Here is a 23888-nt window from a genome sequence, read left to right as displayed (position 1 = left end):
CCCCCGTTTGCATCCTGCGGAGTGCTCCGCAGCATACTTAATCCGGTTCCGCTATATGACCCGGACCCAGCCCCGCAAAAGGCATTTGCACGCTTTGGACGGCATGCCAATTGACGCAGCTGAGAGGTAAAGCCCACCGCTATATGAAGGCTGAAGGTTAACAGGGAAGACGCAAATATCTACAATACGGCAAAGCAGCCTTCCTGTCTACCCCAGATCGTCCGTGAATGCAAGCACCGTTGCTGCAGGCACCTATGACACGGAATGCCGGGCCCGGGACATTCGTTGGAACTGGTACCGCTGCACGCACCCCGCGATAGCCTTGCAGTAACACGACCGGACTGGAAGAGAGACCATGACCCACTCCCCTGACGACAACGACGTTGTCATCCTTGCCGCTTCCCGGACTCCGCAGGGCCGCCTCAACGGGCAGTTGGCGGGATTTACCGCCGTCGAACTTGGCGCGCATGCCATCTCCGCCGCCCTGGCGGCCAGCGGTGTCAAAGCCGAACAGGTGGATGCCGTGGTCATGGGCCAGGTCCTGCAGGCAGGCGCGGGCCAGAACCCCGCCCGGCAAAGTGCAATCGCCGCCGGCGTCGGCTGGAACATCCCCGCCGTAACCATCAATAAGGTTTGCCTGTCCGGACTCACGGCAGTGATCGACGCAGCACGCATGATCCGCAGCGGTGACGCCACGGTAGTGGTCGCCGGCGGTCAGGAGTCCATGACGCGCGCCCCGCACCTGCTGCCCGGCTCACGTCAGGGATGGACCTACGGCTCCATCCAGGCACTTGACGTTGCGGCCCACGACGGGTTGACGGACGCCTTCGACGGGCAGTCCATGGGCCTCTCCACGGAGACCAAGAACGTGACCCTTGGCATCGACCGGCGCGCGCAGGACGAGGTAGCCGCGGCTTCGCACCAGCGTGCCGCCGCCGCGATCCAGGACGGAACGTTCGACGTCGAAATTGCTCCGGTAAGCGTCAAGCAGCGCAAGGGCGATCCGATCGTGCTCACCCAGGACGAAGGCGTCCGGCCCAACACAACGGTGGAAACCCTCGCACCGCTCAAAGCCGCCTTCGCCACCGACGGAACCATTACAGCGGGCAACTCCTCACCCCTGTCCGACGGCGCCTCCGCACTCGTACTGGCCAGTCGCCGCTTCGCAAGGGACAACGGCCTGGAGTACCTGGCCGTGGTGGGCAAGCCCGGCCAAGTGGCGGGACCCGATAACTCCCTGCACTCGCAGCCGTCCAACGCAATTGCCCAGGCACTGAAGAAGGCCGGGTGGACCACGGAGGACCTGGACTTCGTGGAGATCAACGAAGCGTTTGGTTCAGTTGCCGTCCAGTCCCTCAAGGACCTTCAGTACCCGCTGGAAAAATGCAACATCCACGGCGGGGCCATTGCCCTTGGGCACCCCATCGGTGCGTCGGGAGCACGGTTGGCCCTGCACGCAGCCCATGAGTTGAAACGCCGCGGTTCCGGCAAAGCGGCCGTGTCCTTGTGCGGCGGAGGCGGCCAAGGCGAAGCACTGCTGCTTTACCGCGACTAACGAGGAGTCCTGACGAATGGCTGAAGTGCAAACAGACGGCGCCCGACGGTTCCTCGCGGATGCCGCCGCGCGCGGACTTGACGTGGACGTCGTCGAACGTCCTGCCGCGCGGAGCCTGGAAGAGGCAGCCGGCATCCTGGGGATCAGCCCCGCGGACATCGTGAAGTCACTGGTGGTCAAGCATCGGGACGGCAGTTTCCTGTTCGCCCTGATTCCTGGCGACCGGCAAATCTCCTGGCCCAAACTGCGCGCACTGGTGGGGGTGAACAAGCTGTCCCTCCCCCACGCAGACGTTGCGCTTGAGGCGACCGGATACGAACGCGGAACCATCACGCCCCTGGGCAGCACCACGGCCTGGCCGGTCTACGCGGACGCCACTATCACGGGGCGGCGTATCTCCATGGGCGCAGGGGCCCACGGGCGCAGCGCCTTTGTTGACGCCGATGCCCTGACGGCGGCCCTCAACGCCACCGTGGCGGACATCAGCGAACCCAACTGATCATTCCCAGCAGGGTGCTTAAACAGCAGGAAGCCCCGCCCGGCGAACCGGACGGGGCTTCCCGAAGCAATACGAGTTACTTGACCGTAACCGTTGCGCCAGCTTCTTCGAGCTGAGCCTTTGCCTTCTCTGCGGCTTCCTTGTTGGCGCCTTCGAGAACAGCCTTCGGTGCACCGTCAACCAGGTCCTTGGCTTCCTTGAGGCCGAGGGAGGTGATGGCGCGAACTTCCTTGATCACTGCGATCTTCTTGTCGCCGGCAGCTTCGAGGATGACGTCGAATTCGGTCTTCTCTTCAGCAGCTTCAGCGGCACCGCCGGCAGCGGGGCCAGCAACTGCAACAGCAGCAGCAGTAACTTCGAAGGTCTCTTCGAAGAGCTTGACGAACTCGGAGAGCTCGATGATGGTCAGTTCCTTGAAAGCTTCAATGAGCTCTTCGTTGCTGAGCTTCGCCATGGTGGCGTCCTTCCATTAGTTGGTGCTGATCCGGACCGTGCCGATCCATGCACCGGAGTTTGATTGGGGGGAGAACTTAGTTCTCTTCGGATGCAGCTTCGGCAGCAGCCGGTGCTTCTTCAGCAGCCGGAGCTTCCTCGGTTGCAGCCTCTTCTGCCGGTGCTTCTTCAGCGGCCGGAGCAGGTGCGCCGCCCTCTTCTTCAAGCTTGAGGCGCAGGGCATCGATGATGCGTGCAGCAGCGGATGCAGGAGCCTTGAGGACACCGGCAACACGTGCAAGCTGGAACTCGCGGGACTCAAGGGCAGCCAGTGCGGCGACACCCTCGGAGTCAAGTGCCTTGCCTTCGAACAGACCGGTCTTGATGACCAGCTGCTTGTTGGCCTTGGCAAAGTCCGTGAGGCTCTTGGCAGCAGCGACAGCGTCGCCCTTGATGAAGGCGATCGCAGTGGGGCCGGAGAGCTGACCGTCGAATGCATCGACACCAGCTTCCTTGGCTGCGATGGCGCTCAGGGTGTTCTTGACGACCGAGAACTTGGTGTCCTGGCCGAGAGCAACACGGAGTTCCTTGAGCTGCGCAACAGAGAGCCCACGGTATTCGGTCAGGACAGCCGCGGTCGATTCCTTGAAATCGTTGGTGATCTCAGCAACTGCGGAGACCTTGCTAGGCGTTGTCATAACCCTCCTTCCGGGGAATAAAGCCGGTCTTCCGGGTCCCCGCTCACGAGAGCTAAAACTAAAAACGCCCCGCGCAGATGCACGGGGCTTGGCTCAACACAGCTTAGCTGCGGAGACTCAACTCGTTCACCTGCGTTGGCCGCCCTATGTCAGGGTCCTTCGTCAAGAAATTCACCTTGTTCTCACGGGCGTGGCTACAGAGCTGAGCTTTGCTCGAAAGGGTGGATTCCCATCAACCGACGGTCTTTGGTACTTCAAGGGTACGGGAGGGCGGGACGCATCTCCAAATCGAGGCGCTGGCAGCGTCCCTAGTCCGACGTCGTAGCCCCTGCCGAACGTTGCGGAAGCTCCTTCTGCCAGAGCCCGGTGACGCCCGCCGTCGTAAATCCCAACTGCTTGTTCACTGTCAGCAGGTAGCGGTTTTCCGGAGCGTTCCAGGTGTAGATCACCCTCGCATCCGGGAATTGCTCACTGAGGCGCTCCATGTTGGCCACCTTGATCAGCAGCCCAAGCTTATTGCCGCGGTGCTCCTGCAATACCAGCGTATCGTCCTGGAACACCACGTCCTGGCGGTGTGCCAGCACGCTGATGGTTGTCAACCCCACCAGCTTGCCGCTGGCAACATGTTCGACGGCGGTTACCACCGTCCGCCGGCCCTGCGTCAGGGCGGCGTCTTCGGTTTCGCGAAGGACGGCTGCGTCGAAGACCATATCGGCCGGCTCTATACCCGCCGGCTCCTCATCATCGTCCTGACCGTGGACTACCTCTCCGGCAGCGTTCTCCAATTCCGCTACAGCCTCCAGCCAGGGCTCCGGGCATCGGTCCGTCCAGTGGTGCAGTGCGTAGCGCCCGGCGTTGGCTTCTTCCGCCTCCGCCTGAAGGTCAGCCACGAGCTTGGTGTCGAGCGGCAGGATGCAGGAACTGAATTGTTCAATGTGTTGCAGGGTATATCCGGCACGCTGGGCGAAATCCACTTCCCTGCTGCTGACAGGCACGAACCCGGGGCCACTGCCGGGAATCAGCTGGTCTTCAGGGATCTCGGTCAATGACGTCGCCGGATGGTTGGTGTCCACCAGGATCATCGTGCGGCGTTCGGCGCGTGCCAACTCCTCGGCTGCTTCCAGCAGTTGGCGGCCTACGCCCTGCCTTTGGAATTCCGGCAGGATGTCCAAGGTGAACTCGGCGAGGTCCATGTTGTCCGCCAAGGGCAGGGCAATGTCCACAGTGCCCACGATTTCCCCGTCAACCTTGGCTACCAGGATGATCTGGCGCTCATAGGGATCCGAAAATTCGAGCAGCTTCTCCAGGGGCGAGTAGGCGAGGTCATCACTCCCCCACGTTTGCATCCGGACGCGCCTGCCGACTTCAACGGCATCCAGGAAGTCCTTGGCATCGGGCCCGTCCAGGTTGTCCGGTACCCACACTTGCTCGACATGAACGGTGTTCGCCTCGTCTACAGTCATCCCAGCCGTTTCTGCCATTCGCCTTCAAAGCCGGAAGGCTTGAATCCCACGGCGATATTTATGGCCAGCATATGCTGGTTTTCACTGGCGTTCCATGTCATAACCGACGTGGCGTCAGGCCATTTGCCCGCGGCGGCACGGAGGTTGGCAATCTTGACCAGCATGCCAAGCCTGTGGCCACGGTGGCCGGGATCAACCAGGGTGTCTTCCTGATGGATAACGCCAGGTGCGGCGTCGCGGTGGATCAGTACCGTGTAGGCAGCCAGTTCAGCCGTCTGTAGGTGTTGAGCCGCGGCCACCACGGCATCGACGCCCCCCGCCTGCCAGGCCGCCTCTTCCTGCCGCACCCTGGCACCGTCCCATTGCTCGCCCTCCCACCCCAGTCCGGCAATCGGCACCTCGGTGCTCATGAGGCTCTTGAGCCTGGCGAATGCATCGAGGAAACCGTCCGGGCACCTTTTCTCCCACGAAACCAGCACGTACCCGGCAGACTGCGCCAAGGCATCGGCTTCAAGGGCGGCAACCAACTGAGCGTCAAAAGGGAGCGCAAGGACGCTGCTGGTCTCAACCTGCTCCAGGGAATATCCGTGGTGCACCGCAAAGCGGGTCGACGGACTGTCCGCAGGAACTCCTCCGCTGCCCGACTTGGCCTTGAGTAACGGCGCTCCCGCCAGGACAGGGGCGATTGGTTCTCCGCAATAGCCGTCAAAGGACACCCGGGATGCCTCGCAGGCCATACCCTCCAGCGTCCTGAGGATCACCGACCCAAAACCTCGCCGACGGAAAGCTTCGCCGACCAGGACGTCCACACCCGCCGTCGTCGTATTCTCGCTCAACGGGAGCGTCAGCGTGCCGCAACCAACAATCCTGCCGTCCATCCAGGCGAGGTAGACGTGACGTTCCTCGTACTCGTTGCCTCGCCAGAAGGCGACGTCCTCGGCGAGGGTTGCGGCACGATCGGCATTGCCCCAAAGCGCCAGTTCGTGGGCAACGCGCAGATCATGGAACGCACGGAAGTCGGCGGGAACGTCCGCCCGCGGATCCACCGGAACGCTGATACGCCGGACCGCCGGCCCGCCCTGCGGTGAAAAGTTCGACGACGACGCCACGCCCCACAGCCTAAGGCCGGCACTTACGCGGAACAAGACCAGGTCCTGGGCAACAGCCGATTAAACCAAAAGGACCGCCCGGCACAGGCCGGACGGTCCTTTTTAGAGCCAAGCTCTGCGAAGCTTACGCTTCGGTGAGAACCTTGGTGACGTTCGGGTCAACGGTGATACCCGGGCCGAACGTGGTGGCAACGGTGGCCTTCTGGATGTAGCGGCCCTTGGAAGCGGACGGCTTCAAACGAAGCACCTCTTCCAGTGCAGCTGCGTAGTTCTCGGCCAGCTTGATGGCGTCGAAGGAAACCTTGCCGATGATGAAGTGCAGGTTCGAGTGCTTGTCCACGCGGAAGTCGATCTTGCCGCCCTTGATGTCGTTGACAGCCTTGGTGACATCCGGGGTAACCGTACCGGTCTTCGGGTTCGGCATGAGGTTACGCGGGCCGAGGACCTTACCGAGGCGGCCAACCTTGCCCATGAGGTCAGGGGTGGCAACGGCTGCGTCGAAGTCGGTCCAGCCGCCTGCGATCTTTTCGATCAGGTCATCGGAACCAACGAAGTCGGCGCCGGCAGCGATTGCTGCTTCAGCCTTGTCGCCGGTTGCGAAAACGAGGACGCGGGCGGTCTTACCGGTGCCGTGGGGCAGGTTGACGGTGCCACGAACCATCTGGTCGGCCTTGCGGGGGTCAACGCCCAGGCGGAAGGCGACCTCTACGGTTGCGTCGAACTTGGAAGGGTTGGTGTCCTTCGCGAGGTTGATGGCCTCGAACGGGGCGTAGACCTTGTCTGCCTCGATCTTGGCTACGGCTGCCTCATATGCTTTGCTGCGCTTTGCCATGCTGCTTGTTTCTCCTTGTGCAGTTGTGGTCTGCGGACCGCGCTGGGCCCTGCCACAGTCGTGGATCCGGCAAGGATCCTGCGACATTTCAATGTTTCAGTTGCCGGTTGCCCGGCGGTGAAGGCTGTTTAGCCCTCGGCGGTTCTAGCCTTCGACCGTGATGCCCATGGAGCGGGCGGTGCCGGCGATGATCTTGGCAGCGGCCGCGACATCGTTGGCGTTGAGGTCTTCCATCTTGGTGGTGGCGATTTCCTCAACCTGTGCCTGGGTCAGCTTGGCAACCTTGACGGTGTGCGGGGTAGCCGAACCCTTGGCGACGCCTGCAGCCTTCTTGATGAGCTCTGCAGCCGGCGGGGTCTTGGTGATGAAGGTGAAGGAACGGTCTTCGTAGACCGTGATTTCAACCGGGATAACGTTTCCGCGCTGGGATTCCGTTGCAGCGTTGTACGCCTTGCAGAATTCCATGATGTTGACACCGTGCTGGCCAAGCGCAGGACCGATCGGCGGGGCCGGGTTGGCGGCACCTGCCTGGATCTGCAGCTTGATGAGGCCGGTGACCTTCTTCTTGGGAGCCAATGTAGGGTCCTTCTCTCAATAGCTTCCTGGGACACAGGAGCGCGTCCCAGGTTGGTGGCCGCCATGGCAAGGCGACCGGCCGCTTTCCCACCGCTAAGCAGGCGGCAGGAAGCGAAATCTTGGAATCAACTAGATCTTGGTGACCTGGTTGAAGGCGAGCGTAACGGGGGTTTCGCGCTCGAAGATCGAAACCAGCACCACCAGGGTCTGGGACTCCGGCTTGATTTCGGAGATCGTGGCCGGAAGGGTCTCGAACGGACCTTCCTTGACGATGACGGACTCGCCGACTTCGAAGTCGACGGCCACGGGAGCCTGCTGCTGCTTGTTGACGGGCTTGCCCTTCTCAGCCTGCTCTTCTTCGAAGACCGGGGCGAGCATGGAGAAGACCTCGTCGAGGCGCAGGGGTACCGGGTTGTGCGCGTTGCCAACGAAGCCGGTGACACCGGGAGTGTGGCGGACGGCGCCCCAGGAAGCGTCCGTCAGGTCCATACGGACCAGGACGTAGCCGGGGATGCGCACGCGGTTGATCACCTTGCGCTGCGCGTTCTTGATCTCCACGACTTCTTCCATGGGGACCTGGATTTCGAAGATGTAGTCTTCCATGTCCAGCGTCTGGATGCGGGTCTCCAGGTTGGCCTTCACGCGGTTCTCGTAACCTGCGTAGGAGTGGATGACGTACCAGTCACCTTCCTGGCGGCGCAGCTTGGCCTTGAATTCCTCGGCAGGATCGGCCGGAGCGGCGGCGGCAGCGGCTGCCAGCACGTCGGCACCGGACTCTTCTTCGCCGTCGTCGTCGCTGGATTCGTCGTCGCTGGAAGCGGCGTCGTCCGACTCTTCGTCTACGTCAGACTCGAAATCATCTTCGGAGTCATCATGGGCAGATTCGGGCGCAGCAGAATCAACCTCGGACTCATCCGCAGCCTCTGCTGCGACATCCTTGGCCTCATCCAGCTCAGTCTCGTTTACCTCGAGCTCCTGCTCAGACACTTGGTCTCCTGCTTCCTCATTGCCTAACATGCCTATTTAAATGGCTCAATTCCGCAAACCCCGCAAAATCCCTGATTCCAGGGGTTTCACGCAGCTTGCGGACAGATCCGCTTAGCGGTCCGTAGCGCCTGACCCTCCGAAGACCCAGCTGACACCTGTGCCGAAAGCAAGGTCCAGGAGAGTCACGATGACCATCATGATGACGACGAACACCAGCACCACGAGCGTGTAATTGATCAGTTCTTTGCGGGTCGGAGCAACGACTTTCTTCAGTTCACCGATGACCTGGCGGACGAAGAGTGCAATCCGGGCAAAGAAGCCGGACTGGGCTTTCTTGGCAGGACGGCCCTTCGAGCTGCTGGCAGCTGTTTCGGTCACCTGGTCCTCACTCACCTTGCAAAGTCGTTTGACCCGGCCCTGATCAGAGCCACGGTTGCTGCGCTTGCCCCGGCGTTTCCGCCGGAACAGCCTGCGCAGGGCAGACAGGACTCGAACCTGCAACCTGCGGTTTTGGAGACCGCTGCGCTACCAATTGCGCCACTACCCTATGGATCGAATCCATGTTTCAGGCCGCAGAACAGCCTGTGGTGCTTTTCAACACCGGTGAACCAGTCTACGCAACAAATTCGCGATAGTCGAACCGGCTCGGTTCCGGGGCTCCGGCGGCCTGAAAACGCTGTGACCAGCAACATCAGTCACATTGCCTTCCAGTCACCCGGGAGCTCCGCAGAACAGCATAAGGTAGTTTACGTCGAATCCCATCATCCAGCCCACGAGCTGCCTGCGAAGAACGGTACATAGATGTCTGCCGGAACACCTGCCGCCCGCATTTCACAACGAATCTCCGCCATTGCCGAGTCCGCCACCCTTGCCGTAGACGCCAAGGCCAAGGCACTGAAGGCCGCAGGCCGCCCCGTCATTGGCTTTGGCGCCGGTGAGCCAGACTTCCCCACCCCGGATTACATCGTCCAGGCTGCCATCGAGGCCGCCGGACAGCCGAAGTACCATCGCTACTCCCCTGCTTCCGGCCTCCCCGAACTCAAGAAGGCCATCGCGGACAAGACGTTCCGCGATTCCGGCTACAAGGTGGATCCGTCCCAGGTCCTGGTGACCAACGGCGGCAAGCAGGCTGTGTACAACACCTTCGCCACGCTGGTCGATCCGGGCGACGAGGTCATCATTCCCACTCCGTTCTGGACCACGTACCCGGAGGCCATCCGGCTCGCGGGCGGCGTCCCGGTTGAGGTGTTCGCCGGCCCGGAACAGGGCTACCTGGTCACCATTGAGCAGCTTGAAGCAGCCGTGACGGACAAGACCAAGATCCTGCTGTTCGTCTCCCCCTCCAACCCGACCGGTGCCGTATACAGCCCGGAACAGGTTGCGGAAATCGGCAAATGGGCCGCTGCCAAGGGTCTTTGGGTCGTAACCGATGAAATCTATGAGCACCTGACCTACGACGGCGTGGAGTTCACCTCGATTGCCACCGCGGCTCCGGAACTGGGCGATCGGGTTGTGATCCTCAACGGCGTCGCCAAGACGTACGCCATGACCGGTTGGCGCGTTGGTTGGATGATCGGGCCGGCCGATGTCATCAAGGCCGCCACCAACCTGCAATCCCACGCGACGTCGAACGTCTCCAACATCATGCAGGTGGCCGCGGCTGCCGCACTGACCGGACCGCTGACCGCCGTCGACGAGATGAAGGTGGCCTTTGACCGCCGCCGAAAGGCGATCGTGGCGGGCCTGAACGCGATTGACGGCGTTGAATGCCCGACGCCGACCGGGGCCTTCTACGTGTACGCGGACGTCCGTGGACTGCTGGGCAAGGAATTCGAGACTGCCAACGGTCCCGTCCGCCCGACGACCTCCGCTGAACTCGCCGCCCTCATCCTGGACGAGGTTGAGGTAGCAGTGGTTCCGGGCGAAGCCTTCGGCCCCTCCGGCTACGTCCGGTTGTCCTACGCACTTGGCGACGACGACCTCGCCGAGGGCGTACGCCGGATCCAGGAATTCCTGGGCAAGGCCAAATAGCCATCCCCTTTGGGCAGGAACGCTCCTCCACCCCTGGTCGGGTGGAGGAGCGTTCCGCTATAAGCGGCGGGATTTGAGAGAGGAACCGGGGAAACGGGGCGGGATGTGAGAGAGGAACCGGGGGTCAGAGGAGGCGGCGTTCAGCGGCCCACTTGGTGAGTTCGTGGCGGCTGGAGAGTTGCAGCTTCCTCAGCACGGCGGACACGTGGGTTTCCACGGTCTTGATGGAGATGAACAGCTCCTTGGCCACTTCCTTGTAGCTGTAGCCGCGGGCAATGAGGCGCATGACCTCAAGCTCCCGGGCGGACAGCTTGTCCAGCTCATCATCGGCGATATCTGCCGGGGCCGTGCCGAACGCGTCCAGCACAAAGCCTGCCAACCGCGGCGAAAAGACGGCGTCCCCATCGGCAACGCGGACCACGGCGTCGGAGATCTCGGCCCCGGAAATGGTCTTGGTGACATACCCCCGTGCGCCTGCACGAATCACGGCAACCACGTCCTCGGCCGCGTCAGAAACGCTGAGTGCAAGGAAACTCGTGGTCCCCAGCAAGGCCGAGGAACCGGCGATAACCTCACGGCCACCGCCACCGAGTCCACCGGGCAGATGCACATCGAGCAGAACCACTTCCGGCCTGGTCTCGGCGATGACCGCAATGGCCTGTTCCACGGTACCGGCCTCGCCCACCACATGCATCCTTTGGTCAAGGTCCGCCTTTAAACCGGAACGGAAAATGGTGTGGTCGTCCACGATGACTACCCGTACGCTCCGCCCGGTACCGTCCTGAGTGCTGGTGTTCATTACCTGACCTCTCCATTGCGTGGTTCGCCGTTCTCCGCATTTTCCGCCGGCAGCGCCAAGCGGACCTCCGTGCCGTCCGGGCCGCTGATGATCTTCGCAGTACCGCCGTGCCTCTTCATGCGGCCAATGATTGACTCCTTGACCCCCATGCGGTCCTCGGGAACGGCGTCGATGTCGAAGCCCGGACCGCGGTCCTTGACGTATACGTCAGTCCCGGCAGCCGTACTTTCCAGATAGACCGACACCGTCCCTCCACCGTGTCGGGCGGCGTTCAGCATCGCTTCCCTGGCAGCCTGGACGAGGGCCTCATGCCTCTCCGTCATCTCCGTGTCCCCTACGGTCACCACTTCCACTGCCTGGCCATGAGCGTCCTCCACCTCGCCGGCGGCGGCCTTGATGCGTGCGGCAAGGAGACCCGATTCCTTGGTGGAATCGCTGAACAGCCACGCGCGCAGTTCACGTTCCTGGGCGCGTGCCAGGCGGACCACGTCCTGTTCCGAACCGGCGCGGCGCTGGATCAGGGCAAGTGTTTGCAGGACGGAATCGTGCAGGTGTGCCGCGATCTCCGCGCGCTCCGTTTCACGGACCCGGCCGGCCCGTTCAGCTTCCAGGTCCTTCCAGAACTTCAGGCCCCAGGGCAGAAGAACCAATGCCACCCCGCCCAGCACAGCCACCGATGCGAGCAAAGCCAACCATGTCTGTTCCCACGATCCGGAGCCGGAAACCATCACGAGGACCCCCGCAACCACCAACGCGAGCCCTGCAGCCAACCGGACCCACCCACCGGCCTGGTCCGCTTTGGTCTTATCCACCAAGCCTGCCCTGCGGGTCTCGTCGAGCTGCATCCAGGCGATCGCGGCCCCTCCGAGGATCGCTGCGGCCGGGATCAGGGTTCCCAAGGGCAGGTCCACGCCGAATTGCCGCGCGACCAGTATGGCCGCGACAAGGAGCAGGCCCGCGCCCAGCAGGATTTCCTTCCCGTACTGGATCCGCCGGAAGGTGAACCACGGCGCTCCCCCGGTCGGGCTGCCGAATTCCGGACCCGTGCCCGTGGGCGGTCCCACCTGACCCGCTGAAGCGGAGCCGAAAGGAGGAGATGCCGGTAGCGTACCGAAAGCAGCAGGCCCCGGCGGTGCGGCCGGACCGGAAGTTGCCGGACCGGCGTCGTAGATTCCCCGGTTCCCGGTAGCCGGCGGCTGGCTCACCGCGGGAGCAATGGGCGACGCCGGACGCTTGGCATTGCGGCGGCCGTTCTCATCCGCTGTGGGGACCATGATCCATAACCAGGCGTAGAAAGCCAGCCCGGCACCACCGGCGAAGCTGGCGAGGACCATGCCAACGCGGACGTATTGGACCGGCCAGCCCAAGTGCGCGGCAAGTCCGCTGCAGACGCCCGCGATCATGCGGTCGCTTCGGCGGACCAGCGGCGGGCGTTGTACAGCGGTGCTCATGTACCAATCCAAACACGGATCGCCGGTAGCCCGGACCGGAATCCGGCGTTGTTCGGGGGTCCCTCAGGGATCATTCAGGGTATCCCCCAGTAGAGGCCAGGGAGGCCCAAACGGCACGATCGAAGTATGAACGCGAACAGCATGAACCCCGAGAACTCCGGAAGCGCCAACACCAACGGCGCGTCGGCTCCCAACACCAGCAACGGTGCCGCCGGCGGCGCACCCGAGGACCCCTCCGGGCGGTCCTGGACCCCGGGTGGCAGCGGTCCTGCCGCGCCACAGCAGAACTTCTTCGACTGGGTCCGCAACCAGGGCATCCGCCGTGGGCCGGACCGTTGGATCGGCGGCGTCGCGAGCGGTGTTGCCCACCGTTTTGGCATCGACCCGCTCATTGTCCGCGGCATCTTCATTGTCCTGGCGCTGTTCGCCGGCGTTGGCGTGCTCCTCTACGGCCTCGCATGGGCGCTCCTGCCGGAGCCGGACGGCCGCATCCACGTCCAGGAGGCCGGTGCAGGCCGCTGGTCCGGGGGCATGACCGGAGCCCTGGTCACCACGATCATTGGCCTGCCCAGCCTGGGCCGCGGTTTCTGGGGATGGGGCTGGAACGGACTGCCCGGCCTGTTCTGGACGCTTTTCTGGGTGGGTGCGGTGGCCTACCTCGTCTACTACCTGGTCCAGCGCAACAAGAACCACAAAGCGGCGCAGCCCATGAACCGGCAGGACTTCAGCGCGCCGGGATTCGGGCCGTCAGCGCCTGCGGCCGGCTACGGAGGCGTGGGCACGGCAAGCACGGCTACGCGGCCTGCCGGCACCAACACCGGCGTTCCGGTGTACGGTGCAGGTACGGAAGGTAAGCCCAGCCAGCCCGGAGCATCTGCCTCCTCTCCTGGCGGCTCCGCCGCCAACGTAGGCGCGAGTACCCCATCAGGGCCTTACAGCCAGTCGGGACCCTACAACCCCTCCGGACCCCGCCCTCCTTACGGTCCAAATCCGCCACAGGGTGGACAGCCCAAACCTGCACGTCCCAAGCGCAAGGGTCCCGGAGCTGCGACCATCGCCGTCACAACCGGCGCAGCACTGCTGGCAGGCGGCACCTTGAAGGCCCTCGACGCGGGCAACGTCATCGACTTGGGAGGCTCCGCGAACTCCGTGGTCTTCGCCGCCGGCGCCGCAGTCCTCGGCCTGGGCATCCTGGTTGCGGGTCTTCGCGGTCGGACCTCCGGTTTCCTCGGCTTCCTGGCCATCGCTGCCCTGGTGGTTGGCGGCATCTTCAACGTCGTTCCACGGGGCGGCGACCGCTTCACCTTCCATGACGTCAGCTGGGCTCCGGCCAGCATCGAACAGGCGCGCCAGGGCCTCAACGTCACGGGGGGAAGGGGAACCGTTGACTTGAGGAAAATGAACCTGACACCGCCGCTTACCACTGCGGTCACCGTGCCGGTGGATGCCACCGCCAGCAACGTCACCGTCATCATCCCGGACAACATCCCCGTGGAAGTCCAAGCCGATATGACGTTCGGCAACCTCAACGAACACGGCGCGGACCGGGGCGGCCGGCTCCAGGATGACAGCACGTTCTACAACACGGGCAAGCCCGGAGCCAACCTCGTGGTCAAGATCGATGGAACCTTCAGCAACGTGACCATCAAGGAAGGAAACTGATGAGCACCAACCAGCCGAACGAAAACCCCGGCGCACAAGGCGAACCGCGGGTCCCGGCGTCGGAAGCCCGTACGGAGTCCCTTCCCCGGGAAACCCGACCCACGGAAGCCCTCCCCTCGCCCGGCCTGCGGGAGATTCCCTTGACGCCCCATCTTGAGCCCACTTACAAGGTTGAAGCGGATTCCGACGGCGAGACCCGGCAGACGCGCATCGGAACGGTGGTGTGGGGGTTGATCGTGATAGCCCTGGCTGCCCTCCTGCTGGTCTCGTCCATGGGCTGGATCGCGCTCAACGGGACCTACGTCCTGATCGGGCTCATGATCGGGGCAGGCGCGGCGCTGGTGGTCGGCGGCCTGTTGGCTGCACGCAAGGGACCACGGCAAGTGACAAAGCAACACGAACAAGGAAGTGTGTAGCCATGGATAAGTTCTTCAGCATCGTCAGGGGCTTCGGCCTGAAGCGTGGACCGCAGCGCTGGTTGGGCGGCGTGTGTGGAGGGATTGCGGCAGCACTCCGGGTGGATGTGGCGTATGTGAGGGTTGCTTTCCTGCTCTTCTGCCTGTTGCCCGGCCCGGCAATTGTGTTCTACCTCCTGGCCTGGCTCATCCTGCCGGACCAGAACAGCAAGATTCCGCTGGAATCCTTCATCAACCAGCGCTCTCGCTGAGTTCGGGGATCCACAGGGAAGCGCTCGGCCATCAGGCGGGGCGATTTTCCTTGTTTTCCGGCAGATTTCCAACACCGCACTCCCGGGACCAAAAGTCACTATTTGTGTCCCACCCCACATGCACGTCTACAATCGTGGGGAGCTCAGCGTGGCGCTCGGCACGTATTCCTCCAAGCCATGAGTGAGCAAACATGAAAATTGGCATTCTTACCAGCGGTGGCGACTGCCCCGGACTCAACGCAGTGATCCGGGGTGCTGTCCTCAAGGGCATCGCCATCCACGGCCAGGAGTTCGTGGGTTTCCGCGACGGCTGGCGCGGCGTGGTTGAAGGTGATGTCATCGACATTCCCCGCACCATGGTCCGCGGCATCGCCAAACAGGGCGGCACCATCCTCGGCACCTCCCGCACCAACCCGTTCGAGAACGGCGGCGGTCCCGAGGTCATCAAAGACCACATGGAACGCCTTGGCATCGACGCGATCATCGCCATCGGCGGCGAAGGCACCCTGGCGGCCGCCAAACGCCTCACCGATGCCGGGCTGAAGATCGTGGGCGTACCCAAGACCGTGGACAACGACCTCGACGCCACCGACTACACCTTCGGGTTCGATACCGCCGTCGAAATCGCCACGGAAGCCATCGACCGGCTCCGCACCACTGGCGAGTCCCACCACCGGTGCATGATCGCCGAGGTGATGGGCCGCCACGTCGGCTGGATCGCACTGCATTCCGGGATGGCTTCGGGCGCGCACGCCATCCTCATCCCCGAGCAGAAGGTCAGCATCGAGCAAATCGCCGAGTGGGTGCAGGAAGCCCACGACCGTGGCCGTGCGCCCTTGGTTGTGGTGGCCGAAGGCTTTGTACCCGAACATATGGAGTCCCCGCACTCCGAGCGCGGCCTGGATACGTTCGGTCGCCCCCGGCTGGGCGGCATCGCGGACCAGCTGGCACCGGAGATCGAAGCACGCACCGGTATTGAAACCAGAGCAACGATCCTCGGCCACATCCAGCGCGGCGGCGTACCCACGGCCTACGACCGCGTGTTGGCCACCCGACTGGGCATGGCCGCTATCGACTCGGTAGTGGATGGACGCTGGGGAACCATGGTGGCCCTCAAGGGCACCGACATCTCCCACGTGGGTTTCGAAGAGGCCCTTGGCAAGCTGAAGACCGTGCCGCAGCATCGCTACGACGAAGCGTCGGTGTTGTTCGGCTAGTCGGCTAGGCTGAATCCATGACCCTTGAGCCCACGTCCGCTGCCATCATCCAGCTGGCGTGGGCTCGCCGTTTGGGGCTCGACGACGACGCTTTCGCCAAGGCTGCGGCGCGGGTCGCCGCCGCTTCCGTGGAGCCCGGTGACCCGTCCAACAGAATCCTCTTTCCCGACGAATCCGCGGGCTCGGTGGTTTTCCTGCGCCTGTTCGGGGTTTCCGCGGTGGTGGGGCCCCAATGGGCATTGGACGCGGCCGCCGTCTTGCCGGATGCCGAACTCGCCCAGCACGTCACGCTCCTGACCCTGACCCGCTCGCACGGCGGGCACGGGTTGGGTTCTTCGGCGCTGTTTTTCGCCGACGACCTTCCCTTGAACCAGCCCTCCGAAGACTTGACCGTGTCACGCGGAAATCCGGAGGCCATCGCCTTGGAGTCCCTCTGCCCGCCGGACGACGTGAATGAGGTGGGGCTCCAATCCCTGGAGCACCGCTTCACGATCATGCACCCGGAGGAAGAACAATCACTGCCCGTTGCGTGCGGAGCGTACGGCGAATGGGAAGGGTTGCTGGCCAACATGGGCGTGCTCGTAGCCCCCGCATGGCGCCGCCGGGGCGTGGGAAAGCTCGCAGCATCCATCGCGGCCCATGAAGCCCTGGCTGCCGGGCTGACCCTGCAGTGGAAGGCCGATGTGAGCAACACCGGAGCCCTGGCCATGGCACGGAGCCTTGGATTCGCAACGGGCGGGCTGCACGCGAGCGTACTGCTCGGGTGAAGCCCGCCCTGCGGAACCGTTCTGACTACTGACGCGCGTCCTGCGTTGCGGAGTCCTCCGCTGGAATCGTGCTGTCCGCCGCAGCGGACGCAGGCTTGCCGCCCCAGCCGTTCACGGACTTCGGCTTGGCGAAGAACAGCGCGATCACCGCGCCCAGCAGGATCGCACAGGCGGGCAGCAGGATCGATTGGCTCATCGCCGTCGAGAATCCAGCGTGGAGGAACTCAGGCAGCACTCCGGTCATGGAGGCCTCGCCGACCGGTGCACCGCCGGGTGCAGCGGGAAGTTCCGCTGCCAGTCGTGACTGGATCAAGGCGGCAATCGCAGCCGAACCGAGGACTGCGCCGATCTGGCGCGTGGTGTTGAAGACGCCCGAGCCCGCACCTGCCTGGCGGGGTTCAAGGTTGCGCGTGGTCGCGTTGGAGACGGGTCCCCAAATGAACGCGTTGGCCACGCCTTGGAGTGCGCTGGGCAGGAGGAACATCCAGATGGGCATATCCGGCCCGAGGAGGGACGCCGTCCAGAAGAGGGCGCCGGAAAGGCAGACGAGGCCAAAGGCGGCAAACCAGCGCGGGTTGGCCCGATCGATCAGCTTGCCTACGAACGGGGCCAGGCCACCGGAGATGACGGCCATGGGAATCATGAGCAGCGCCGACTGGGTAGGCGTCAGGCCACGGACCACCTGGTAGTAGAAAATGGTGGGCAGCGGGAAAGCAGTGACGGTGAAGCCCACGGCCATGATGGTGGAGTTGCCCAGGGAGAAATTGCGGTCCTTGAACAGGCCGAGCGGCAGGAGGGGTTCGCCGCCTCGCCGTTCAAGCTGCCACTGCCAGACCACGAAGAGCGCCAGCACCACCAGGCCGGAGGTGATCAGTCCCCAGACCGTAATGACGCCGTTGACGACTCCCCACTTGTAGGTCTGGCCTTCCTGGATGCCGAAAACCAGCAGGAACATCCCGACGGCGGACAGCACGACGCCCAGGATGTCGAAGGAATGGCTGTGTGTGGTCAGCTTGGGCACGAAGCGCGTGACGAGGATGAAAGCCACGATGCCGATGGGCACGTTGACGAAGAAGATCCACTCCCATCCGAGCCCGTCCACCAATACGCCGCCGAGGATCGGTCCCACGAGGACTGCCATGCCTGCCGTCGCACCCCACAGGCCCATGGCAGCGCCACGGCGGTCCGGCGGGAAGATCCTGGTGATCACGGCCATGGTCTGCGGTGTCATCATCGCGGCACCGAAACCCTGCACTGCGCGGGCGGCGATCAGCATGGTGACGTTTCCGGAAAGGCCGCACCACAGCGAGGCCAGGGTGAAGACCACCAGGCCGATCAGGTAGAGGTTCTTGGGACCGAAGCGGTCACCAAGCCGGCCAGTGATCAAGAGGGGCACGGCGTAGGCCAGAAGGTAGGCGCTGGTGACCCAGATGACGGCGTTGATGTCCGTATTGAGGCCCTCCATGATCCGGGGGTTCGCGACCGACACGATGGTGGTGTCGATCAGGATCATGAAGAAGCCAACCACGAGTGACCAGAGAGCCGGCCACGGCTTAGCTACGTTTTCCAAGGGATTCCTTTGGCTTGTTGGAAAGTTCGGGCGGAGTTGGCTGGGGGTTGTCCCAGGGCAGCTGTCCGCTGCGCAACTCCACAAGGAGTTCGCGGATCCACGAGATCTCCGTTCGAAGCATGGTTTGTTGATAGGTGACGTCTATCCAATATTTGCGTTCGAGGCCCTTGGCCGTCACTGCCTCCTCGGCCCTCGTCAGGAACGCGAGATCGGCATCCAGGCCAGTCAGGCGTTCTTCCAGCAGTTTCCCCACCACGTCCGCCGGAAGATGGTGGGCTTCGGCAATGGCATGGGGAAAGGTTGGGTACTCATTGACAGGCTTGGCGAGCATGTCCTGCAGCCGCGCGTTCAGGGCCGCATGGCCTGCGGGAGTTATCCGGTAGGTGGTACGTTCCGGCCGGTTCCCTTCCCGCTCGGTTCCGACCGCTTCGACGAGCCCGTTCTCGGCCAAACGCCCAACCGCGTGGTAGAGCGTTCCCGGACGGACCTTGACCAAGCGGTCCTCATGACGGGCCATCAGCACTTGGTACATCTCGTAGGGGTGCATGGGCCCCTCTGCAAGAAGCGCCAGGGAAGCGACACCCAGCGGCGTCAGGTCAGTGGCTTTCGGCACGGCAGGATCCTTCTACGGGAAATATTCCACCACAACTATTCCATGTGGAATATGCAGATGCAAGAAAGCCCTGCTGCCCGGGGGCAACAGGGCTTTCCGTGGCGCCGAATTAACCCAGCAGGGCCAGAATGTCCGTTCGTGCGAACATCTGCGCCGCGTCCCGAGCGCTGGGCGTTCCGGCGTCGGGATCCGCTCCGGCGTCCAGGAGAACGCGGGCCACTGCCGTGTAGCCCTTGAAGACCGCCCCGGCCAAAGGCGTCTGCCCACGGTCGTTGGCCGCATTCGCGTCGGCGCCGTGGTGGAGGATCAACTGCACCGTCTCCTCGTGGCCGTGGTAGGCCGCCAGCATAAGCAGGGAGTCTCCGGAAGCGTTGGTCAACGTGGCCGGGGCTCCAGCGTTGAGGTAGCTGCGCAGGAGGTCGTTGTTGCCCTCGCGTGCGGCGTCAAACAATGCGTGGGCCAAGGCCACGGTGTCGTCATCAGCCTGGTTGGAGGCCTCGTTGGAAGTCGTCTCCGGGCCGGTGGGCTGGGTCATCGGTGGGGTCCCTTCAGGAATCCGGTCTGGCGCCCGACCACCTGGCCGGCGTCGGGGGCGACGATCACTTCCTGGGCTGCGACGTACGGTTCCTCGCCATCCATGACAGTCAGCGTCTCTTCCGCTGAAACGGAGCGTTTGATCACCGCCAACGCCACAGGGCCCATCTCGAAGTGCTGCGCCACCGATGTCAGCGTACCTACCTTGCGTTCCCCGGCCAATACAACACTGCCGACGGCGGGGAGCGTGTGCTGCGATCCGTCGAGCTGCAGGAACACCAGGCGCCGGGGCGGATGCCCGAGGTTGTGCACCCGGGCGATGGTTTCCTGGCCCTTGTAGCAGCCCTTGTTCAAGTGGACAGAGGTACGGATCAGGTCCAGTTCATGGGGAATGGTCTTGTCATCGGTTTCGGCGCCGAGGCGCGGACGCCAGGCAGCAATGCGCAGGGCGTCCGCTGCCATGGCGCCTGCAAGAGGCAGGCCCTCGACGGCGGCCTCGAGTTCCGCTGCGGGAACGAGGTACTCGAACCATGGGCGCTCCAGGCCCGGGTGGGACTCCTCCGGCACCAGGCTGTAGGAGTAGCCACCCGGAGCAACGTGCGGCCACGGGTCTTCCCACACCAGGCGTCCGGATAGTTGCTCCACCGGCTTGGTGGCACCGAGGACCGCCCACTCCCCCGTAACGTCGGCGATCTCCACCCGAAGCATGAACTTCATCTTGTTTAGCCATTCGGCCAACGGCGCCGCTTCCGCCGCCTCGACGATCAGCCAGGTTGTGCCGCCGTCGTCAATCACCCGCGCATCGAATTCAATGCGGCCCTGGACACTGAGCAGCAACAGTTCACTGGCGACGTTCGGCTGCAGGTTGGTGAGCTGCTGCGAGGACAACGTGTTAAGCCAGCTGAGCCGGTCGGGCCCCGTGACGGTGACTACGCCACGGTGTGAAAGATCGACGACGGCGGTTCCGGTTGCCAGTGCGCGTTGCTCGCGCAGCGGCTCGCCATAGTGGGCGGCAACTCCGGCGTCCAGGCCGGTGTCCTCGACTGCGCCAGGGCGCGACAACAGAGGGCTCTTGTAAGTCATATGTAGTAGAAGTCCTTGGGGCTGCGGGGTATTCCCGGCTAAAGAGCCGGTGCTGCTTCAGCGGTATTCGGGGTTTTCGAAGTCGAACCGGGTGCCGGCCTTCCATTCTTCGGGCAGGTTGCCGTACGCAGGAATCCCGCCGGCGTCCCTCATGAGCTTGGCCATGTGGAGGAGGTTCCAGGTCATGAAGGTGGTGTTCCTGTTGGTGAAATCACTCTCCGGACCGCCCGAGCCTTCATCCAGGTAGCTGGGGCCGGGACCCACCGGGCCGATCCAACCGGCATCCGCTTGGGGCGGGATGGTGAACCCGATGTGCTGGAGGCTGTAGAGCACGTTCATGGAACAGTGCTTGATGCCGTCCTCGTTGCCGGTGATGAGGCAGCCACCGACCTTCGGGTAGAACGCCCATTGGCCTTTGCTGTTGAGCTGGCCGGAATGCGCGTACAGCCGCTCGATCAGCTTCTTGGTTTGGGACGAGTTGTCCCCCAGCCAGATGGGCCCGGCCACCACCACGATGTCCGCCGCCGAGACTGCCGGGTAGATCTCGGGCCATTCGTCAGTCTTCCAACCGTGCTCACGCATGTCCGGATAGACCCCGCTGGCAATGTCATGGTCAACGGTCCGGAACAGCTGCGTTGACACGCCCTGCTTCTCCATGATGTCCCGGCTGATCCTGATCAGGCCGTCCGTGTTGCTCAGTTGCGGCGAAGGCTTCAGGGTGCCGTTGAAGAACACGGCCCTAAGGCCTTGGTACCCTCCGGGCTTGGGGTTGGGATTCACGAACTGCTCCTTTGCCGGTTGCGTGTGGAACGTTAAGTGAACCCCCTGAACGAGCGTCTGGAAACAGGTTCAGGACACTTTGTGCAAGAAGGCCGAGGCGTGGGCTTCGAGCGCCTTGCCGTTCGCCGCCACATCCCACCGCCACAGGAGGTTGCCGTCAACGAGGCCAAAAATGCGGGTGGCTGCGGTGTACTCCTTGGAGTGGCTGCCGCGCATCACCATGTCCGTGCTGAGTTGGATCTGCGGGCCCTTGATCTGGCCGTAGTACAACTCCGTGATCCCGCCCGGGTGGGAAATGGACACAGAGATATCGAAGCCACCGTCTTGGTTCCTGCGCTCCTCCACCTCATCCGCCGTCTTGAGCACAGGGACGATGTCCGCCGGCACAAGTCCGGGACCGCCGTCGCCCTCCTGCATTTCGCGTTCCAGGGCCCAAAAGCCCGTCTCAACAGTCAACGGACGCAACTTTTCGCCGGCGTCGTCGCTGATCCAGCTCTCGGCCCTGTACTGCAGGTACGGCAAGCCGTTGTGCGTGAACGAAACGTGCTGGACGAAGTGCTCCGAGTCCTCGTCACCGCTGCCGAGGCGGCCGCGTCCTTCCCACTCGCCAATGAGCCAGGAAAGGGGTACGAGTTCAGGAGTCAGGTCTGTCGGGATCTCAATGGGCACAACGACTACCTCCGCTGGACTGCCTGGCTGGGCTTACTTCTGGCCCTTGAAAAGGCGGTAAACGACGAAGCCTGCGAACCAAGCCATGGAGATGCTGGCGATGCCGAGGAGGACGAGGAAAAAGATTTCATATGCAAGAACAGACATGATGCCATCCTAACCGTTAGTAGATGAGTAGTTTGTCTATGAAGTAAGCAAGCGCCCCTACGGCCCACACAGGCGCAACGCCCATGCCCAGTGCTCCGCGCAGGTTCAGGCGGCCCCGCCGGAGCGTTGCCATCCTCCGGAACGAGACCAGGACGGATCCCACCACGACGCCCACCAGCGCTGCGGGCAGGACGGCGATGTCCGAGAAGACCAGCCCGGCCAGCGGACCCATGAGCCCGGCCATGACCACGCCCAAAGGCGCCACGATCCGGTCCGGCCAGCGAATGAGTCCCACAAGGAGCGCCACCGCCGCGCTCAGGCCGGCCACGAGGACCATTTCCTTGACGCCGTTGAAACGCGCTCCCGCAATCCAGCCGGCCCCCAAACAGTTCAGCAGGACACCGGCACAGCAGCCGAGAGTGGATTCGAGGCGTTGGGCCTGGCCGGTACCCCTGACCAGCTGGATGATGAAGACGGTCATGACGCCCACGGCAATGAACGCCGGAGTTCCGTCCAGGAAGCCGGGGGCCGGCCAGTACGCGGCAGTAACGGCAGAGCCCGCTCCGGCCAGGCCGATCACGGCGGCCAGGGTCTTTTTCGCGGGAACAGCCAGGAAGTGCGGCCAACCTAATCCCACGGCTGCGGATGCGATGACGCCCACGGCAACCATGGCTTCCCTGGAAACGAAGGTGCTGGCCACGATTGCTGCGAGCGCCACGAGTCCGAATACCCCGATGCTCCAAGACTTCACTGTGTGCCCGACCTCAATCCGATGCGCCTTACGACCTCTCGACAATCCTGCCTTAAGCCGGGCACATATGTCGTAATTACCGTGCCTGCCCGTCACGAATCCCTGACTCTCCGGGCCCTGGTGGGTATACTCGATCTTCAACGGCGCACTGTATTTGCCTCGATCCCGTTACAACGGGCAAGGGTTTGCGATCCGCCGTGACCGACCGGTGAAAGTCCGGTTTCGACGCCCGATGATGCGCGGACAGCCCATTGGAGGAACTATGTCGCACATCCTGCTCCTGACAAACAGCACCGGCTCTTCGGTGGATATTTTGCCTGCCTTGGAGTTGCTGAACCATCGCGTGCACATCCTCCCCGCCGAACCCACCGCCCTGCTCGAAACCGACCCCACTGACATCGTCTTCCTTGATGCCCGCAAGGACCTGGTGGGTGCCAGGTCGCTGACCCAGTTGCTCAAGGCCACCGGCCTCAGCGCTCCCCTCATGCTGATCCTGACGGAAGGCGGCATGGCTGCCGTCTCCTCCGCGTGGGCCGTGGATGACATCGTGCTGGACTCGGCGGGACCGGCGGAGGTCGAAGCGCGGATCCGCCTGGCAATGGCGCGGGCTGTACCCGGTGAAGAGGAAACTCAGACCGAAATCCGTGCGGCCGGCGTCGTGATCGACGAGGCGAGCTACACCGCCCGCGTGGGTGGGCAGCCCCTGAACCTGACGTTCAAGGAATTCGAACTCCTCAAGTATCTCGCCCAGCACCCCGGCCGCGTTTTCACTCGGCAGCAACTCCTGACCGAAGTGTGGGGATATGACTACTACGGCGGCACACGGACGGTGGACGTTCATATCCGGCGCCTGCGCGCCAAGCTCGGGGTGGACCACGAGAACCTGATCAGCACGGTCCGGAACGTTGGTTACCGCCTGACGCTGGTCCGGCTGCCGGACGACGAACTCTCCGAGGCTTAGTTCCATAAGCAAAGGCATAAAGAAGGCCGGGAACC

Annotated in this window: 26 protein-coding genes and 1 tRNA gene; 9 read left to right on the top strand and 18 right to left on the bottom strand. The window is 63.5% G+C overall.

What is annotated here, in order from left to right; genetic code table 11:
* Positions 1–355: 355 nt before the first annotated feature.
* Positions 356–1555, top strand: coding sequence for an acetyl-CoA C-acetyltransferase (locus ACIPY2_RS00410; protein ID WP_400264450.1), 1200 nt, complete (start codon positions 356–358; stop codon positions 1553–1555).
* Between the two features lie 16 nt (positions 1556–1571).
* Positions 1572–2054 carry an aminoacyl-tRNA deacylase gene (locus ACIPY2_RS00405; protein ID WP_400264449.1) on the top strand — a complete coding sequence of 161 codons (483 nt, stop codon included), beginning with the start codon at positions 1572–1574 and terminating at the stop codon, positions 2052–2054.
* 76 nt (positions 2055–2130) lie between these two features.
* Here the strand turns inward: ACIPY2_RS00405 and rplL are convergent, their stop codons facing one another.
* The 9 genes from rplL to ACIPY2_RS00360 form a co-directional block, all read right to left on the bottom strand.
* Positions 2131–2508: a 50S ribosomal protein L7/L12 gene (rplL, locus tag ACIPY2_RS00400; protein ID WP_400264448.1), complete on the bottom strand. Its 378-nt coding sequence runs from the start codon at positions 2506–2508 to the stop codon at positions 2131–2133.
* Between the two features lie 76 nt (positions 2509–2584).
* The gene (gene rplJ, locus ACIPY2_RS00395; protein ID WP_400264447.1) at positions 2585–3184 is read right to left on the bottom strand and encodes a 50S ribosomal protein L10; all 600 of its coding nucleotides are present in this window, start codon (positions 3182–3184) and stop codon (positions 2585–2587) included.
* Between the two features lie 308 nt (positions 3185–3492).
* Entirely contained in the window at positions 3493–4665 is a 1173-nt protein-coding gene (locus ACIPY2_RS00390) for a GNAT family N-acetyltransferase (RefSeq protein ID WP_400264446.1), read from the bottom strand.
* Positions 4644–5756 carry a GNAT family N-acetyltransferase gene (locus ACIPY2_RS00385; RefSeq protein ID WP_400264445.1) on the bottom strand — a complete coding sequence of 371 codons (1113 nt, stop codon included), beginning with the start codon at positions 5754–5756 and terminating at the stop codon, positions 4644–4646. The genes ACIPY2_RS00390 and ACIPY2_RS00385 overlap by 22 nt, the downstream gene beginning before the upstream one ends.
* 124 nt (positions 5757–5880) lie before the next feature.
* The gene (rplA, locus tag ACIPY2_RS00380) at positions 5881–6588 is read right to left on the bottom strand and encodes a 50S ribosomal protein L1 (RefSeq protein WP_400264444.1); all 708 of its coding nucleotides are present in this window, start codon (positions 6586–6588) and stop codon (positions 5881–5883) included.
* A 144-nt stretch (positions 6589–6732) separates the two neighbouring features.
* Positions 6733–7164, bottom strand: a complete 432-nt coding sequence (rplK, locus tag ACIPY2_RS00375; protein ID WP_144659403.1) for a 50S ribosomal protein L11 — start codon at positions 7162–7164, stop codon at positions 6733–6735.
* A gap of 129 nt (positions 7165–7293) precedes the next feature.
* Positions 7294–8151 (bottom strand): transcription termination/antitermination protein NusG, encoded by an 858-nt coding sequence (nusG, locus tag ACIPY2_RS00370; protein ID WP_400264443.1) that lies wholly within the window; start codon positions 8149–8151, stop codon positions 7294–7296.
* A 111-nt stretch (positions 8152–8262) separates the two neighbouring features.
* Positions 8263–8544: a preprotein translocase subunit SecE gene (secE, locus tag ACIPY2_RS00365; RefSeq protein WP_347108089.1), complete on the bottom strand. Its 282-nt coding sequence runs from the start codon at positions 8542–8544 to the stop codon at positions 8263–8265.
* Positions 8545–8625: 81 nt separating this feature from the next.
* Positions 8626–8698: transfer RNA gene (locus tag ACIPY2_RS00360), tRNA-Trp, on the bottom strand.
* 254 nt (positions 8699–8952) lie between these two features.
* Between ACIPY2_RS00360 and ACIPY2_RS00355 the strand changes: the two genes are divergently transcribed.
* Positions 8953–10182, top strand: coding sequence for a pyridoxal phosphate-dependent aminotransferase (locus tag ACIPY2_RS00355; protein WP_400264442.1), 1230 nt, complete (start codon positions 8953–8955; stop codon positions 10180–10182).
* Positions 10183–10306: 124 nt separating this feature from the next.
* Here the strand turns inward: ACIPY2_RS00355 and ACIPY2_RS00350 are convergent, their stop codons facing one another.
* Both ACIPY2_RS00350 and ACIPY2_RS00345 read right to left on the bottom strand, forming a co-directional pair.
* Complete coding sequence (locus ACIPY2_RS00350; protein WP_400264441.1) at positions 10307–10981, bottom strand: LuxR C-terminal-related transcriptional regulator; 675 nt, start codon at positions 10979–10981, stop codon at positions 10307–10309.
* Entirely contained in the window at positions 10981–12432 is a 1452-nt protein-coding gene (locus ACIPY2_RS00345) for a PspC domain-containing protein (RefSeq protein ID WP_400264440.1), read from the bottom strand. The genes ACIPY2_RS00350 and ACIPY2_RS00345 overlap by 1 nt, the downstream gene beginning before the upstream one ends.
* Positions 12433–12558: 126 nt before the next feature.
* Between ACIPY2_RS00345 and ACIPY2_RS00340 the strand changes: the two genes are divergently transcribed.
* The 5 genes from ACIPY2_RS00340 to ACIPY2_RS00320 all read left to right on the top strand — a co-directional run bounded on the left by ACIPY2_RS00340 (position 12559) and on the right by ACIPY2_RS00320 (position 16745).
* A complete protein-coding gene (locus ACIPY2_RS00340; RefSeq protein WP_400264439.1) occupies positions 12559–14094 on the top strand; it encodes a PspC domain-containing protein in 1536 nt (511 codons plus the stop codon).
* The gene (locus ACIPY2_RS00335; RefSeq protein ID WP_400264438.1) at positions 14094–14510 is read left to right on the top strand and encodes a hypothetical protein; all 417 of its coding nucleotides are present in this window, start codon (positions 14094–14096) and stop codon (positions 14508–14510) included. The genes ACIPY2_RS00340 and ACIPY2_RS00335 overlap by 1 nt, the downstream gene beginning before the upstream one ends.
* A 2-nt stretch (positions 14511–14512) precedes the next feature.
* Entirely contained in the window at positions 14513–14761 is a 249-nt protein-coding gene (locus ACIPY2_RS00330; protein WP_400264437.1) for a PspC domain-containing protein, read from the top strand.
* Positions 14762–14952: 191 nt separating this feature from the next.
* A complete protein-coding gene (locus ACIPY2_RS00325; RefSeq protein ID WP_400264436.1) occupies positions 14953–15978 on the top strand; it encodes a 6-phosphofructokinase in 1026 nt (341 codons plus the stop codon).
* A gap of 17 nt (positions 15979–15995) precedes the next feature.
* A complete protein-coding gene (locus tag ACIPY2_RS00320; RefSeq protein ID WP_400264435.1) occupies positions 15996–16745 on the top strand; it encodes a GNAT family N-acetyltransferase in 750 nt (249 codons plus the stop codon).
* Between the two features lie 25 nt (positions 16746–16770).
* Here ACIPY2_RS00320 and ACIPY2_RS00315 read toward each other — a convergent pair whose 3' ends face one another.
* The 7 genes from ACIPY2_RS00315 to ACIPY2_RS00285 all read right to left on the bottom strand — a co-directional run bounded on the left by ACIPY2_RS00315 (position 16771) and on the right by ACIPY2_RS00285 (position 22892).
* On the bottom strand, positions 16771–18315 hold the full coding sequence (locus ACIPY2_RS00315; RefSeq protein WP_400264434.1) for a DHA2 family efflux MFS transporter permease subunit: 1545 nt from the start codon (positions 18313–18315) through the stop codon (positions 16771–16773).
* Complete coding sequence (locus ACIPY2_RS00310) at positions 18299–18928, bottom strand: PadR family transcriptional regulator (RefSeq protein WP_400264433.1); 630 nt, start codon at positions 18926–18928, stop codon at positions 18299–18301. Before ACIPY2_RS00310 ends, ACIPY2_RS00315 begins: the two co-directional genes overlap by 17 nt.
* A 109-nt stretch (positions 18929–19037) precedes the next feature.
* Positions 19038–19463, bottom strand: coding sequence for an ankyrin repeat domain-containing protein (locus tag ACIPY2_RS00305; RefSeq protein ID WP_400264432.1), 426 nt, complete (start codon positions 19461–19463; stop codon positions 19038–19040).
* Complete coding sequence (locus ACIPY2_RS00300; RefSeq protein WP_400264431.1) at positions 19460–20545, bottom strand: YgfZ/GcvT domain-containing protein; 1086 nt, start codon at positions 20543–20545, stop codon at positions 19460–19462. The genes ACIPY2_RS00305 and ACIPY2_RS00300 overlap by 4 nt, the downstream gene beginning before the upstream one ends.
* Positions 20546–20602: 57 nt before the next feature.
* Positions 20603–21325, bottom strand: coding sequence for a flavodoxin family protein (locus ACIPY2_RS00295; RefSeq protein WP_400264430.1), 723 nt, complete (start codon positions 21323–21325; stop codon positions 20603–20605).
* A 69-nt stretch (positions 21326–21394) separates the two neighbouring features.
* A complete protein-coding gene (locus ACIPY2_RS00290) occupies positions 21395–21994 on the bottom strand; it encodes an FABP family protein (protein WP_400264429.1) in 600 nt (199 codons plus the stop codon).
* A 163-nt stretch (positions 21995–22157) separates the two neighbouring features.
* A complete protein-coding gene (locus tag ACIPY2_RS00285) occupies positions 22158–22892 on the bottom strand; it encodes a permease (protein ID WP_400264428.1) in 735 nt (244 codons plus the stop codon).
* 262 nt (positions 22893–23154) lie between these two features.
* Between ACIPY2_RS00285 and ACIPY2_RS00280 the strand changes: the two genes are divergently transcribed.
* Positions 23155–23853 (top strand): winged-helix domain-containing protein, encoded by a 699-nt coding sequence (locus ACIPY2_RS00280; RefSeq protein WP_400264427.1) that lies wholly within the window; start codon positions 23155–23157, stop codon positions 23851–23853.
* Positions 23854–23888 lie beyond the last annotated feature (35 nt).

This window comes from Paenarthrobacter sp. NPDC089675, assembly GCF_044749185.1.
Classification (GTDB): Bacteria; Actinomycetota; Actinomycetes; order Actinomycetales; family Micrococcaceae; genus Arthrobacter.
This window is presented reverse-complemented; position numbering and strand designations above follow the sequence as displayed.

Excerpts from the sequence above, each read along its gene's own strand:
- ACIPY2_RS00410 (WP_400264450.1), top strand. The coding sequence starts at position 356 with ATGACCCACTCCCCTGACGACAACGACGTTGTCATCCTTGCCGCTTCC.
- ACIPY2_RS00405 (WP_400264449.1), top strand. The coding sequence starts at position 1,572 with ATGGCTGAAGTGCAAACAGACGGCGCCCGACGGTTCCTCGCGGATGCC.
- rplL (WP_400264448.1), bottom strand. The coding sequence starts at position 2,508 with ATGGCGAAGCTCAGCAACGAAGAGCTCATTGAAGCTTTCAAGGAACTG.
- rplJ (WP_400264447.1), bottom strand. The coding sequence starts at position 3,184 with ATGACAACGCCTAGCAAGGTCTCCGCAGTTGCTGAGATCACCAACGAT.
- ACIPY2_RS00390 (WP_400264446.1), bottom strand. The coding sequence starts at position 4,665 with ATGGCAGAAACGGCTGGGATGACTGTAGACGAGGCGAACACCGTTCAT.
- rplA (WP_400264444.1), bottom strand. The coding sequence starts at position 6,588 with ATGGCAAAGCGCAGCAAAGCATATGAGGCAGCCGTAGCCAAGATCGAG.
- ACIPY2_RS00355 (WP_400264442.1), top strand. The coding sequence starts at position 8,953 with ATGTCTGCCGGAACACCTGCCGCCCGCATTTCACAACGAATCTCCGCC.
- ACIPY2_RS00350 (WP_400264441.1), bottom strand. The coding sequence starts at position 10,981 with ATGAACACCAGCACTCAGGACGGTACCGGGCGGAGCGTACGGGTAGTC.
- ACIPY2_RS00345 (WP_400264440.1), bottom strand. The coding sequence starts at position 12,432 with ATGAGCACCGCTGTACAACGCCCGCCGCTGGTCCGCCGAAGCGACCGC.
- ACIPY2_RS00340 (WP_400264439.1), top strand. The coding sequence starts at position 12,559 with ATGAACGCGAACAGCATGAACCCCGAGAACTCCGGAAGCGCCAACACC.
- ACIPY2_RS00335 (WP_400264438.1), top strand. The coding sequence starts at position 14,094 with ATGAGCACCAACCAGCCGAACGAAAACCCCGGCGCACAAGGCGAACCG.
- ACIPY2_RS00330 (WP_400264437.1), top strand. The coding sequence starts at position 14,513 with ATGGATAAGTTCTTCAGCATCGTCAGGGGCTTCGGCCTGAAGCGTGGA.
- ACIPY2_RS00325 (WP_400264436.1), top strand. The coding sequence starts at position 14,953 with ATGAAAATTGGCATTCTTACCAGCGGTGGCGACTGCCCCGGACTCAAC.
- ACIPY2_RS00320 (WP_400264435.1), top strand. The coding sequence starts at position 15,996 with ATGACCCTTGAGCCCACGTCCGCTGCCATCATCCAGCTGGCGTGGGCT.
- ACIPY2_RS00305 (WP_400264432.1), bottom strand. The coding sequence starts at position 19,463 with ATGACCCAGCCCACCGGCCCGGAGACGACTTCCAACGAGGCCTCCAAC.
- ACIPY2_RS00300 (WP_400264431.1), bottom strand. The coding sequence starts at position 20,545 with ATGACTTACAAGAGCCCTCTGTTGTCGCGCCCTGGCGCAGTCGAGGAC.
- ACIPY2_RS00280 (WP_400264427.1), top strand. The coding sequence starts at position 23,155 with ATGTCGCACATCCTGCTCCTGACAAACAGCACCGGCTCTTCGGTGGAT.